12 protein-coding genes are annotated in these 13,220 nt (G+C 40.3%); 4 read left to right on the forward strand and 8 right to left on the reverse strand.

What is annotated here, in order from left to right; translation table 11 throughout:
* Positions 1-30 precede the first annotated feature (30 nt).
* A complete protein-coding gene (locus TEGAF0_RS07225; protein ID WP_264897329.1) occupies positions 31-2,535 on the forward strand; it encodes a cation-translocating P-type ATPase in 2,505 nt (834 codons plus the stop codon).
* Here the strand turns inward: TEGAF0_RS07225 and TEGAF0_RS07230 are convergent.
* Genes TEGAF0_RS07230 through TEGAF0_RS07240 form a run of 3 tightly spaced genes read right to left on the reverse strand, consistent with a single transcriptional unit; the run spans position 2,532 to position 5,658 of the window.
* Positions 2,532-3,824 carry a M28 family metallopeptidase gene (locus tag TEGAF0_RS07230; RefSeq protein WP_264897330.1) on the reverse strand — a complete coding sequence of 431 codons (1,293 nt, stop codon included), beginning with the start codon at positions 3,822-3,824 and terminating at the stop codon, positions 2,532-2,534. The genes TEGAF0_RS07225 and TEGAF0_RS07230 overlap by 4 nt on opposite strands.
* Positions 3,825-3,844: 20 nt before the next feature.
* Complete coding sequence (locus TEGAF0_RS07235) at positions 3,845-4,576, reverse strand: LytR/AlgR family response regulator transcription factor (RefSeq protein WP_264897332.1); 732 nt, start codon at positions 4,574-4,576, stop codon at positions 3,845-3,847.
* A gap of 23 nt (positions 4,577-4,599) precedes the next feature.
* The gene (locus tag TEGAF0_RS07240; protein ID WP_264897333.1) at positions 4,600-5,658 is read right to left on the reverse strand and encodes a sensor histidine kinase; all 1,059 of its coding nucleotides are present in this window, start codon (positions 5,656-5,658) and stop codon (positions 4,600-4,602) included.
* Between the two features lie 154 nt (positions 5,659-5,812).
* Between TEGAF0_RS07240 and dxs the strand changes: the two genes are divergently transcribed.
* Positions 5,813-7,747: a 1-deoxy-D-xylulose-5-phosphate synthase gene (gene dxs, locus TEGAF0_RS07245; protein ID WP_264897335.1), complete on the forward strand. Its 1,935-nt coding sequence runs from the start codon at positions 5,813-5,815 to the stop codon at positions 7,745-7,747.
* A gap of 32 nt (positions 7,748-7,779) precedes the next feature.
* Here the strand turns inward: dxs and TEGAF0_RS07250 are convergent, their stop codons facing one another.
* Positions 7,780-8,607, reverse strand: coding sequence for a segregation and condensation protein A (locus TEGAF0_RS07250; RefSeq protein ID WP_264897337.1), 828 nt, complete (start codon positions 8,605-8,607; stop codon positions 7,780-7,782).
* A gap of 77 nt (positions 8,608-8,684) precedes the next feature.
* Positions 8,685-9,131: a large-conductance mechanosensitive channel protein MscL gene (gene mscL, locus TEGAF0_RS07255; protein WP_264897338.1), complete on the reverse strand. Its 447-nt coding sequence runs from the start codon at positions 9,129-9,131 to the stop codon at positions 8,685-8,687.
* Between the two features lie 92 nt (positions 9,132-9,223).
* On the opposite strand from mscL, the gene TEGAF0_RS07260 reads away from it, so the two are divergent.
* Positions 9,224-10,090 carry a DMT family transporter gene (locus TEGAF0_RS07260; protein WP_264897339.1) on the forward strand — a complete coding sequence of 289 codons (867 nt, stop codon included), beginning with the start codon at positions 9,224-9,226 and terminating at the stop codon, positions 10,088-10,090.
* Here TEGAF0_RS07260 and frr read toward each other — a convergent pair whose 3' ends face one another.
* Positions 10,091-10,654, reverse strand: coding sequence for a ribosome recycling factor (frr, locus tag TEGAF0_RS07265; protein WP_264897341.1), 564 nt, complete (start codon positions 10,652-10,654; stop codon positions 10,091-10,093).
* Positions 10,655-10,736: 82 nt separating this feature from the next.
* Between frr and TEGAF0_RS07270 the strand changes: the two genes are divergently transcribed.
* A complete protein-coding gene (locus tag TEGAF0_RS07270) occupies positions 10,737-11,579 on the forward strand; it encodes a transketolase (protein WP_264897343.1) in 843 nt (280 codons plus the stop codon).
* 71 nt (positions 11,580-11,650) lie between these two features.
* On the opposite strand, the gene TEGAF0_RS07275 is transcribed toward TEGAF0_RS07270, so the two are convergent.
* Together TEGAF0_RS07275 and rbfA are read right to left on the reverse strand one after the other, a co-directional pair.
* Entirely contained in the window at positions 11,651-12,859 is a 1,209-nt protein-coding gene (locus tag TEGAF0_RS07275) for an FtsX-like permease family protein (protein WP_264897345.1), read from the reverse strand.
* The gene (gene rbfA, locus TEGAF0_RS07280) at positions 12,856-13,215 is read right to left on the reverse strand and encodes a 30S ribosome-binding factor RbfA (RefSeq protein ID WP_264897347.1); all 360 of its coding nucleotides are present in this window, start codon (positions 13,213-13,215) and stop codon (positions 12,856-12,858) included. The genes TEGAF0_RS07275 and rbfA overlap by 4 nt, the downstream gene beginning before the upstream one ends.
* Positions 13,216-13,220 lie beyond the last annotated feature (5 nt).

Here is a 13,220-nt window from a genome sequence, read left to right on the forward strand (position 1 = left end):
TACCTTCATAGTGAAAACCATTTGAAGGGCATGTCTACCACACCATTTGAATTACAGGGATTAACCGAAGATCAGGTTAATAAAGCCAGATTAAAACACGGAAGCAATCAACTACAGTTTGCCAAGAAAAACAGTTTTCTTGAAACCATCAAATCGGTTTTAAAGGAGCCAATGATTATTTTATTGTTTGCCGCCGCTTTTATCTATTTTATTAGTGGCAATGCCGGGGATGGATTATTTTTATCTGTAGCCATAATACTGGTAGCAGCTATTTCCATTTTTCAGGATTCCCGCAGCAAAGCAGCACTGGAAAAGTTGCAGGATTATACACAACCCTTTTGTAAAGTCATTCGCAACCATGAAATTATTTCTATCCATGTAGATGAACTGGTGATTGGCGACTACCTGATGATGGAAGAAGGAAGTTCTGTTTCTGCAGATGGCATCATTATCCGATCAAATGATTTTTCTGTTAACGAATCCATTTTAACAGGGGAAAGCTATGCAGTAGACAAAACCTCAGAAGCCGGTAATAATGAAGTTTACAGAGGCTCTTACGTAGTAGGTGGATTAGCCATTGCAATTGTTACTGCTGTTGGCAATGCTTCCAAATTGGGAAAAATTGGAAAAAGTCTTTCTGATATTGATACAGAGGCCACACCGCTTGAGCAACAGATTAATCGCTTTGTCAGAAATATGGCCATTGTGGGTATCATCGTTTTCCTTATTGTATGGCTCATCAACTTTCAATTGTCTGGCAATGTATTGAACAGTTTATTACAGGCGCTAACACTGGCAATGAGTATTCTTCCGGAAGAAATACCTGTTGCTTTTACCACTTTCATGGCATTGGGTGCATGGAGACTAATGAAAATGGGGATTGTAGTAAAACAAATGAAAACAGTAGAAACACTGGGTAGTGCTACTGTCATCTGTACCGATAAAACGGGAACCCTAACCGAAAACAAAATGAGCATTGCCGGATTGTACAATGCCCAGACTGAATCACTTTTTCTAACAGAGGATTTACAAAAAAACAGAACAGAAAATGAAGAACTGATTAGTTATGCAATGTGGTCCAGCGAACCCATACCTTTCGATCCCATGGAAACATCTATCCATGCATTCTATAAAGAGCACATCACAAAAGACCGTCGGGCCGAATTCAATATGGTCCACGAATATCCGTTATCCGGAAAGCCTCCGATGATGACACATATTTTTAAAAATCAGCAAGGCGAACAAATCATTGCCGCCAAAGGTGCGCCGGAAGCGATACTATGCTGTTGTAATATCCATCATGAGAAAAGACTGGCTATAAATAATGCCATCCAGACGTTTACAGAAAAGGGGTATCGGGTACTAGCAGTTGCAGAAGCCATTTTCAGTGGAGACAATTATCCTGCACAACAACAGGATTTCATTTTTGAATTGAAGGGAGTCATTGCTTTTTACGACCCACCCAAGAAAAATATTACAGCAGTATTAAAGGATTTTTATCAGGCAGGTATTCAGGTAAAAATAATTACAGGAGACAATGCAGCTACCACGCATTCCATTGCCCAACAAATCGGATTCAGAAATACCGGATCCTTAACAGGAGATGAACTTATGGCGCTGGACGATGAAGCCATCAAACCCGCTGTAGCTAAAACAGCCATTTTTACCCGTATGTTTCCGGAGGCCAAACTTCGCATCATTAACGCTTTAAAAAGCAACGGAGAAATAGTAGCCATGACCGGAGACGGAGTGAACGACGGGCCGGCACTAAAGGCCGCTCATATAGGCATTGCCATGGGAAAGAAAGGAACCGAAATTGCCAAACAAGCCGCTTCATTGGTATTAGTAGAAGACGACCTAGCAAAAATGGTTGAAGCCATTGCTATGGGCAGAAAGATTTATACCAATCTAAAAAAAGCCATCCAATATATCATTTCCATTCATATCCCAATTGTGCTGACAGTATTTATTCCTTTGATGCTCGGTTGGATCTATCCCAATATTTTTACACCCGTACATGTGATTTTCCTGGAGTTAATTATGGGGCCTACCTGTTCCATCATTTACGAAAATGAACCTATGGAGAAGAATACCTTATTGCAAGCACCAAGACCTTTCACCAGCACTTTCTTTAACTGGAGAGAATTAACAACCAGCATGATTCAGGGGCTATTCATTACTGCAGGCACTCTATTTACGTATCAACTTGCAGTAAAACAAGCTTATGATATAGAAACAACCCGCACAATGGTTTTCAGCACACTGATTTTTGCCAATATCTTTTTAACCCTAATCAACCGGTCTTTCTATTATTCCATATTCAGCACATTGTTCTACAAAAACAACTGGATCTATGGAATCATTATTGCCACTTTGATATTATTAGCTGCCTTAATTTACATTGAGCCTTTTGCCTTATTCTTTGGATTCAAACCTTTGGCAATAGCCAACATTGGCCATTGCATCTGGATTGGTGCCGCATCCGTACTTTGGTACGAAATAGTTAAATGGATTAAACGATTAAGCAGCAATTAACGCAGGCTGCTAGCATCTACTCTTGAAGGTGTTTCCTTGCCACTGATGATACCTCTTGCACTTAATGCAATAGAGCGAATAATTTGTGTCATATTCGGAATATCAATCGTGCTTAACTCATCAGATGCTTTGTGATAATAAGGATCTACATCAATCTTGGTAGTTGAGATAGTATGCGCAGGAACACCCAAACGAGCCAGTGTTGCATTGTCTGAACGATAAAACAGATTCTGCGAAGTGTAAGGGTCAGGATAAAAAGTAAAATCTGTACCCGCTAGGTTTTGCTGTAAAATTTTACCCATATCGGTTTTCTCATAACCAGTAATGAAAGCACTGTTTTTTCCCCACTTGCTTTCACTTCCTATCATTTCAATATTAAACATGGCTTTTACTGTTAGTGGATCAAACTGTTTTGAAAAATACTGAGAACCAAATCCACCTACTTCTTCTGCAGTAAAGGCAACGAACACTAAAGTGCGTTCATTGTTTTTAGCAGCAGCATAATATTTGGCCAATAACATCATGGCAGTGGTTCCAGCAGCATCATCATTGGCTCCGTTATAAATAGAGTCGTTGTTCACCATATTTCTGGTATTGATACCCAAATGATCGTAGTGTCCGGAAAAAATAACATATTCATTGGGTAAAGACTTACCTGGAATCATGCCCGCTACATTGGCCAATTTCATTTCCTGGATTTCGTGTTTCGCATCAATGGTTAAAGACTTTACGGTTGTTTCGGTAGTTAATACAAACACAACAGATTTATCGGAATAAAACATATTCCCTTTCAGTTGTGCCAGTCTGCCAAAATTGCTACTGAAAGAAGTATCCACCAGCACAATCATATTCTTGGTTAATCCGCTGTATTTTCTTGCTTCTGCAAAAAGGTTTGCTCCTTTTGCAATTTGAGCAACTTCGTATCCTGATTTTTCTGTGACTTGCAAATCCTTGTTGCAGGTAACTGCCATAATTTGTTTGGTATCTAGGGCAGATTCATTCAGCATACCAGACGCGCTGATGAACTTAGGTCTAACCATGGCAAAGGACTGTAAAAAATCCTTGTTGCCTTTTAAAGGCTGGATACCATAAGACTTAAATTCTGAAGCGATAAATGCAGCTGCTTTGTCTATCCCTCTGGTAAAAGTTCTTCTGCCTTCCATTTCATCTGAAGCAAGAGTTCCTAGTACGCGTTGTACTTCAGCATCTGTTACGATGGTTTTTAAATCCTGCGCAATAGCAGCAAATACAGATACAAGTAATCCCAGGGATAAAACAATCTTTTTCATGTATAACGATTAAATAAATTCTATAAACTCATCATCTCTTTGAACTTCACTGTTTGTCTGCGGCTAACTTCAATTTTTTCACCGCCTTTTAAATCTAAAATCAGACCTCCATTAAAATAGGGTTCAATTTTTTCAATCCATCTCAGGTTGATGATATGTTTGCGGTTGGCTCTGAAAAACATGCGATCATCCAGTCTTTCTTCTAGGGCATTCAAAGATTTTAAAATCAAAGGCTTGTTGGTACCAAAGAATACTTTGGCATAATTGCCCACACTTTCAAACAAACGGATTTCTCCCAGCTTCACAAACCAGCAACGCTCGCCGTCTTTTACAAACACCTGATCGTGTTCGGTAAGCGGACCGCGATTGGATCCGGTAAGCCCAATTTTTTCCTTGTATAGTTCAGCTTGTAATTTTTGAATGGCATCAGATAAACGCTTGGGCTCAATCGGCTTCAACAGATAGTCCAAAGCATTCACTTCAAAAGCCTTAATGGCATACTCATCATAGGCTGTTGTGAAAATAACTTTAGGTGCTTTTTCAACTTCCGCCAATAAATCAAATCCTGTTTTTCCTGGCATTTGTATATCCAGAAATATCAAATCTGGATTCAAGGTTTCAATTTTTTCTATCCCTTCGTCTACATTGGTTGCTTCATCAATCACTTCAATATCACCATGATCTAGTAACAATTTTTTCAACTCATTTCTTGCCAGTCTTTCATCATCAATAATAATTGCTTTGATTGCCATAATTGCTGATTGTAATATTCAAATTAAGCCAGTACTCCCTGTACGGGCATGATAATTTTTGCTTCTACCCAGTTGTCTCCTTTGTCTTCAATTGTAAAACGGGCTTTGTCACCAAACAACAATTTTAAACGGCTGCGGGTGCTTTTTAAACCAAACCCTTGTGTGTCGGCAATTTCGGAAATAGTTCCCGTATTCTGCACAATCAGTTCATGATGAGATTCTCTGTAGTCCGAAATAATGCGAATGATGCCTCCCTCTTTGGCTTTGCTCAACCCGTGTTTGATAGCATTCTCTACCAGGGTTTGCAACATCATGGGAGGTATGGGTTGATCAAGGGTGTCTTCATCAATATCGTACTCAACTTTCAAACGGTCCTCAAAACGGATATGTTCCAGGGCAAGATAATCCTTCACAATGTTCAACTCTCTTTCAAAAGGAACTGTTTCTTGCTTTTCGGCCTGCATACTACTACGCAATAAATTACTTAATTCGGTAATGGCAGTTCTGGCTCTTTCCGGATTCTCATCTACCAGTGCGCGAATGCTATTGAGTGCATTAAAAATAAAATGTGGGTTGATATGGCTTTTGATGGTTTTCAGTTCCATTTCCTTTACCAAACTTTCCAGTTTAATTTTCTGAAACTCTGTTTTGGTTCCCAGTTCTATGTAGTGCCACAAGTAATAAATGGATACCCATACCAAAATGAGGGGCGAATCGGACACCAAGTTTACTAGGAATCTTTTTTCAACCGAAACCTTGGTCTTGGGATTATATAACCCCAACCATTCTGCAATAGCAGAGTTGGTAAGATTGAACAAGACAAGTATCGACAACAATACCACGGTAAACTGCACCCATTTACGGGATAGTTCCGGAGGTAATAAATGAAAAAGCTTGATGAGTTCCCTTAAAACATGGGTAAAGAAAAGGCCGGAGATAATGATTACCAATAGCTTAGGATAGAATATGCTATTGATTTTGCTATCAAAAACAAATGCAAAGAACACCATGGTTACCCCATAGAGCATCCAGCCGCCCAGCTGGCACCACCAATATAAAACTGCTTTGCTCTTTGTTCTCATCTTTACAAAGCTAAATATAGCTAAGCCCTTGAAAAGGAACAAATTGGATTAAAGGTAAAATCGGGGGCTGGTTGGCTTAAATTAATGTAAGCAATGGGCGAACCTTCCTTTTTAAGCTTTGTTATTGTATTTTTACTTACTAAATAACCCAATAATGGAGTTTGTTCCTGGTCCTTTACTCAAAAATATCAATAGCCCTGAAGATTTAAAGAAGCTTAGCAGGGCTCAATTACACCAGATTTGCGACGAATTAAGACAATATATAATAGATGTTGTAAGCGTTCACGGAGGACATTTTGCCGCTAGCCTTGGAGTGGTGGAATTGTCTGTTGCGCTTCATTATGTATACAATACACCTTATGACCAACTGGTATGGGACGTAGGTCACCAGGCCTATGGTCATAAAATCCTGACCGGAAGAAGAGACCAGTTCCCTACCAACCGCAAATACAAAGGATTAAGTGGATTCCCTAAAAGATCAGAAAGCGAGTACGATACTTTTGGCGTAGGTCATTCCTCCACTTCTATTTCTGCTGCTTTGGGGATGGCCATCGCCGCTAAATACAAAGGCGAGAACAGAAAATCAGTGGCCGTAATTGGAGACGGATCCATGACTGCAGGTATGGCTTTTGAAGCCATGAACCACGCAGGTGTGGCAGACAGTGATGTATTGATTATCCTGAACGACAATTGCATGAGCATTGACCCAAATGTGGGCGCTCTGAAAGAATATTTAACTGATATCAGCACTTCTCCTACCTACAACAAAGTAAGAGACGAAATTTGGAATCTCATGGGCAAATTGCCTGTTGGAAAAAATTTCAGCAGAGAAATGGCTTCTAAAATGGAAGCCAGTCTTAAAGGAGTGGTTAACAAAAGCAGCAACTTATTTGAAGCATTAAAGCTTCGCTATTTTGGTCCGATTGATGGCCACAATATCACCAAGTTGGTAGATACTTTAAAAGATTTGAAAGATATTCCCGGACCTAAGTTGCTACATATCATTACTACAAAAGGTAAAGGATATGAATTAGCAGAAAAAGACCAGACCAAGTGGCACGCACCAGGCTTATTCGATAAAACGACAGGAGAAATATTCAAGAAAAAAGTAGACAGCCCGCAGCCTCCTAAATACCAGGATGTGTTTGGACACACGATGATTGAACTTGCAGAAGCCAATGATACAATTATGGGGGTTACACCTGCCATGCCGAGTGGTTCTTCCTTAAAATTCATGATGGACAAAATGCCGCATCGTGCATTCGATGTAGGCATTTGTGAACAACATGCAGTAACGGTAAGTGCGGGATTGGCCACACAGGGTTTGCGTGTATTCTGTAATATTTATTCCTCCTTCATGCAACGTGCTTATGATCAGGTGGTACACGATGTAGCCTTACAGAAATTGCCCGTTGTTTTTTGTTTAGACCGTGCAGGACTGGTAGGGGAAGACGGCCCAACACACCATGGTTGTTATGATATTGCTTACATGCGTTGTATACCCAATTTAATTATTGCAGCGCCTATGAACGAAAAAGAATTGCGCAACCTAATGTACACGGCTCAATTAGAAGAAACGCAATATCCTTTTGTGATTCGATATCCCAGAGGAGAAGGAACCATGCCGGAATGGAGAACGCCTTTCGAAGCACTCCAGATCGGTAAAGGAAGAAAACTAAAAGAAGGTAAGGACGTGGCTATATTAAGCTTTGGACATCCAGGCAATTTTGCACAGGCTGCTATTCGCAGTTTAAGAACCGAAGGCATTGACCCTGCGCATTACGATCTTCGTTTTGTAAAACCCATCGATGAAGATTTATTACATGAAGCATTTAGCAACTATGCTAAAATTGTTACCGTAGAAGACGGAACAGTGGTAGGAGGATTTGGATCCGCCGTACTAGAATTCATGAACGCGAACGGATACAAGGCAGATGTAAAAATCTTAGGTATTCCTGATCGTTTAGTAGAACATGGCAGTCCAAAAGAATTACATAGAGAATGTGCTTACGACGCGGATGGCATTGCGGATGCAGTGAGAGAGCTGATGAAGGACAAAGTCAATATTGCTTCAAGCGTGCTAGGATAATAAAAAAGGGTAGTGAAATCACTACCCTTTTTTTATGATTCTTCAGAATCATAATCACTTTCCTGCTCGTTTCGTTCCTCTTCGGTCAATCCTTCATCGGCTATATCAGCCTCTCTATTTTCATTCCATTCTACAATGAAATTGTTCATCCCCTGCCCTACCAATAATTTCATGTATTTCTGCTGCGACAATTCTAGGATGGATAAGAACAAAAAGATAGCATGGATTCTGTCTTCACAAATTTCAAATACTTTTTCAAAAGCTACCGTCTTTTCTCTGCTAATAAAATCCAACATATAGTCACGGCTACCTTCCATGGTATAATTGTAACGAACCACCGTATGTACAGGCTTGTTCTGGCGATCATGCACCCGCTGCATTACTTTTTCAAACGATTTCATTAGTTTGAATAAAGTAATATTCTGTATCTCGGTTCCTTCAGAAGCTTCTTCTCCAATAGATGCCACTTCTTTCTGCAGATTGCCGCGCTTCACCATCAACATACGCATGGCTTCCATTTCTGCCATTTGAACAGCAGCTTCCTTGAATTTTTTATACTCGAGGATTTTGTCGATCAATTCCTGGCGCGGATCTATTTCGTTACCCGCAGCATCTACTTCTTTTCTAGGCAATAACAATCTTGCCTTGATGCGCATTAAAGTAGAAACAAACAGGATAAACTCTGAGCTCAGTTCAATATTTAGTTTTTCTGAACTATGAATGAACTCCAGAAAGTCATTAATAATTTTGGTAATAGGAATATTATAAATATCCAACTCATCCCTTTCAATAAAGAACAACAAAAGGTCAAAAGGGCCTTCAAACTGATCTAGTTTAATCTGATAGTTAACAGTACTCACGTTCCGGTTTTTTACAAAGAAAAGAAAACAGGGCCTATTTTAGCCCTGTTTCTAGAATAGTTATCCACTAAAACCGCTTAATTCACTTTTTTTAGGGAGTCTCGAATTTCTGCCAATAGCTTTTCTGCTTCGGTTGGGCCGGGAGGTGGTGCTGGTGCCGCAGCTGGCGCCTCTTCCTTCTTTATTTTATTCAGGGCCTTGATGACCATGAAAACGGCAAATGCCACAATAACAAAATCAATTAAATTGGTAATGAAGACCCCATATTTAATAGAAACTTCTGTTATTTCTGGTGATATAACCGCACCTGCAGCATCTTTCACAGCTACAGCCGCTTCTTGCAATACCCATTTCTTATCAGTAAAGTCTACTCCACCGGTAAGCATTCCTACCAAGGGCATCACCATACCATCTACAAAAGAGGTAACTATCTTACCAAAGGAAACCCCCATTACGAATGCTACAGCGGTATCTACTAGGTTGCCTCTAACGGCAAACTCTTTGAATTCTTTAATAAGGCCCATAGAATAAAATTTTGTTTACCCAATATAATAAAATTGTCAGAACCATTCCTTTTTGAAAGCGTTTATTAATGCATCTTTGAAAAAATTTTACTGTGCCGAAACAACTGATTAATTGGGGGATTTTTAGTTTACTGTGTTTGATATGGGGTAGTTCCTTTGTACTGATGAAAGAGGGTATGAATGTGCTGAGTCCTTATCAGGTTGCTTCAATCCGTTTAATCAGCGCGGGCCTGGTGCTTTTACCCTTTGCCGTAAAAGCAATCAAAGTAATCCCAGCCAATAAAAGAAGTGTAGTTGTTTTATCTGGCTTACTCGGCAGTTTTTTCCCAGCTTATCTTTTTTGCATAGCTGAAACCAAAATTGACAGTGCGCTGGCAGGAATTATGAATGCCCTTACCCCTTTATTTGTCATTATTACAGGTGTTTCTTTTTTTCAATTAAAAGTAAAGCCCATTCAGGCATTGGGCATTATCATTGGTTTTATTGGATTATCGCTTTTAGTAGCTGCCGGATCAAAAATTAGCCTGGAATACTTTTCTTACGCTTTATTGGTTTTATTGGCCACACTATTTTATGGCATCAATGTGAATTTGGTAGGCCGATATATGCAGGGCATTGGGTCGATTGAAATTGCCGCACTGGCTTTTGTATTTTTGATGATTCCATGCAGTATCATTCTGGGGTATACAGGCTATTTCTCGAACCCGCTAACTGAAACGATATATCTGCAATCTACCCTGGCATCTGCCGTATTGGGCATTTTTGGCACTGCAGTAGCATCGGTGCTATTTTATATGTTGGTGAAAAGGGCAGGTGCCTTGTTTGCCTCCATGGTTACTTATGGAATCCCTTTTGTAGCAATAGGTTGGGGGCTTATTTATGGAGAGCAGGTGAACTTTTTACAGATCACCTGCTGTGGAATAATATTGATTGGCGTTTATCTGGCCAATAAGAAATAATTACACTGTCATCATTTCTTTTTCTTTGGCATCCAAATGCTTCTCTACCAAAGCGATATGCTTGTCGGTTAACTCTTGAATATCCTTTTCTGCATCTTTTGCAGCGTCTTCACTTAAGCCATCTTTTTGAAGTTTCTTCACGCTTTCAATTGCATCTCTTCTAATATTACGAATCGCAATTTTAGCATGCTCTCCTTCGCCCCCTGCTTTTTTCACCAATTCCCTTCTTCTTTCTTCGGTTAGTGGTGGCATGAACAGACGAATCTGTACCCCGTCATTCTGTGGTGTTATACCAATATTGGCCGCCATGATGGAACGTTCAATCTGTGCCAGCATATTCTTTTCCCATGGCTGAATACTAATGGTTCTTGCATCTAAAACGGTAACATTGGCTACCTGTGCAATGGGTGTTGGAGCACCGTAGTAATCCACCGTAATGCCATCTAGCATATTGGGATTGGCTTTCCCCGCTCTGATTTTTACCAATTCTGATTCCAAATGCAGAATCGCTTTCTTCATGGTATCGGTGGCATCGTCAATGATTAACCCTAATTCTTCTGACATACAATTTTATTAAGTGCGGCAAATTTAATGAATGAATCCTAACCAAATGCTTTTATCTTCGCCGTAAAATTAACGGTTCTATATGGCAAGTATAGCTGATTTACAAAAGACGGCAACCCAGGTTAGAAGGGATATTGTCCGCATGGTACATGGTGTTCAAAGTGGACATCCAGGTGGTTCTTTGGGTTGTGCAGACGTGGTTACCGCGCTGTATTTCCACACCATGAAACACAATGTAGCATTTACCATGGATGGAAAGGGTGAAGATCTTTTCTTTTTGTCTAACGGGCATATTTCCCCGCTATACTATTCCGTTCTGGCCAGAGCCGGATATTTTGAAATAAAAGAACTGGCAAGCTTCAGAAAAATCAATACGCGTTTACAAGGTCACCCTACTACCCACGAACATTTGCCCGGCGTTAGAATTGCCAGTGGTTCATTGGGTCAGGGATTGAGTGTAGCCGCTGGTGCTGCCCTTACCAAAAAACTGAACAACGATCCTCACCTGGTTTTCTCTTTACATGGAGACGGCGAATTGCAGGAAGGTCAAATTTGGGAAGCGGTTATGTTTGCAGCGCATCATAAGGTTGACAACCTCATCAGCATTATCGATGTAAATGGTCAGCAGATTGACGGTCCTACAAGTAAAGTAATGTCCTTAGGAAATTTGCGCAACAAATTTGAATCCTTCGACTGGACAGTGCTGGAAATGGACGGCAACCAAATGGAAGACGTGGTAGCAACATTGGATAAAGCAAAATCAATGACGAGTCAAGGAAAGCCTATTTGCATTTTAATGAAAACAGAAATGGGCAAGGGTGTCGACTTTATGGAAGGCAGCCACGAATGGCATGGCATTGCACCTTCAGATGAGCAATTAGCAAAAGCGCTGGGGCAGTTGGAAGAGACTTTAGGTGATTACTAAGCAAGATTTTACTGCTAAAGCAATCAAAATTTAAATAGTTTAGGATTTCTAAAAAATATTCTGAAAAAGAATCAAGTAGTGCGCAACTGAAAAGTCTGCGCACTAATTTTTTGTGCAGTAACCCATGCTGCAGTAAAAGCAATGGATGCAACGGTTGCTGTTACCAGTATAAAATCTGTCCATTGCACCTGAACTGGATAGTAATCAATAATGAAAGTTGTACCCCCCAGCTTAATTAGATGAAAGCTTTCCTGCAACCAGCAAATAATTCCGCCCAGCACAATTCCTAAGCCTGCGCCAATGGCAGACAGCAACAATCCCTCCAATAAAAAAATCCGTTTGATTCTGCCTGGCGTTGCACCCAGTGCCCGCAAAACAGCTATGTCTTTTTGTTTTTCTAGAATCAACATACTCAATGCCCCTATCATATTGAAAGCAGCCACTACCAGGATCAGAGAGAGTATGCCATAAATGACCCATTTCTCCAATTGCATCACCGAATACAAAGAGGCATTCTGTTGGTACCGATTCTGAATACGCACCTGACTACCAAAAATGGATTGCAATTGTTGTATGATGTCCGACTCTTTCCCTTGGGCATTGATTTCGATGGCGCTGTAGGTATTAGCAGGCAATCCTAGCATATACTGCATAAATCGGAGATGCGTAAATGCATATGTATTGTCAAAGTCCTGCTGCACAATAAAAGCACCCGTTGGAATTACGGAAAAAGCATTGAGCCCATCAGACTGCAACAAATTGGAATTCGTATTGGGGAAATAAAGGGTAGCCGCTTCAAAAACTTTTTCGGTATTAATACCCGCAGCGTTTTCAATCCCCCCGCCCATTACAATGCCAGGTATGGTATCGTTGCCTAAATTAAAACTACCTCTGCGAATGTATTGCTGAATGGGATTTACTTTTGTATAACTCTCCTGTACTCCTTTTAAAGTAACGATGGTTTGATACGCACCGGTCAATAGGGCCTTTTCCTCTACAACATAACTATAGGCCTGCAGCCCTTTTACCTGACCCAGTGCAGCTTGCTGCCTGGCTGTTACAGCCAATGTTTTACCGCTGGCAGGTACCACTTTATAGGCTGGATAAAAATCGCCGTACAATCCCTTCACCAGGGATTCAAATCCGTTAAACACACTGAGTATAATGATTAAAGAGGCTGTGCCTACAGCGATGGCCGCCACCGAAATACCCGCAATAATATTGATGGCATTGGTAGATTTTTTAGATCGGAAATATCGCCAGGCAAAGAGAAGATTCATTTCTCTTTTTCATTTATTTTCTTGAAGATCTCTTCCATTTTAAATACATAGTCCAGCGTATCATCGTTATAAAAATGTATAACCGGAATTCGTCTTAACTGGTGTTTCATTTTGTCGGCCAATTCCTTTTTGATTTCCCAGGCTTTAGATTCTATTTTCTTCATGACTGCCGCCTGATCCTTTACTTGAAATAAGCTAATATACACCCTGGCTTCCAGCAAATCGGGTGTTACTTTTACATTGGATATGGACACCATTCCGCCATCTATCATCGCTAGGTTTAATCTTCTGAATATATCATTGAATTGCTCCTGCAATGCTCCTGCTACCTGTCTTTGTCTTTTTCCTTCCTCCATATTAT

It is taken from the genome of Sediminibacterium sp. TEGAF015, assembly GCF_025997995.1.
GTDB lineage: Bacteria > Bacteroidota > Bacteroidia > Chitinophagales > Chitinophagaceae > Sediminibacterium.

Coding starts and splice junctions, on each gene's coding strand:
- dxs (WP_264897335.1), top strand. CDS start 5,813: ATGGAGTTTGTTCCTGGTCCTTTACTCAAAAATATCAATAGCCCTGAA.
- TEGAF0_RS07240 (WP_264897333.1), bottom strand. CDS start 5,658: ATGAGAACAAAGAGCAAAGCAGTTTTATATTGGTGGTGCCAGCTGGGC.
- rbfA (WP_264897347.1), bottom strand. CDS start 13,215: ATGGAGGAAGGAAAAAGACAAAGACAGGTAGCAGGAGCATTGCAGGAG.
- mscL (WP_264897338.1), bottom strand. CDS start 9,131: ATGGGCCTTATTAAAGAATTCAAAGAGTTTGCCGTTAGAGGCAACCTA.
- TEGAF0_RS07235 (WP_264897332.1), bottom strand. CDS start 4,576: ATGGCAATCAAAGCAATTATTATTGATGATGAAAGACTGGCAAGAAAT.
- TEGAF0_RS07270 (WP_264897343.1), top strand. CDS start 10,737: ATGGCAAGTATAGCTGATTTACAAAAGACGGCAACCCAGGTTAGAAGG.
- frr (WP_264897341.1), bottom strand. CDS start 10,654: ATGTCAGAAGAATTAGGGTTAATCATTGACGATGCCACCGATACCATG.
- TEGAF0_RS07230 (WP_264897330.1), bottom strand. CDS start 3,824: ATGAAAAAGATTGTTTTATCCCTGGGATTACTTGTATCTGTATTTGCT.
- TEGAF0_RS07225 (WP_264897329.1), top strand. CDS start 31: ATGTCTACCACACCATTTGAATTACAGGGATTAACCGAAGATCAGGTT.
- TEGAF0_RS07275 (WP_264897345.1), bottom strand. CDS start 12,859: ATGAATCTTCTCTTTGCCTGGCGATATTTCCGATCTAAAAAATCTACC.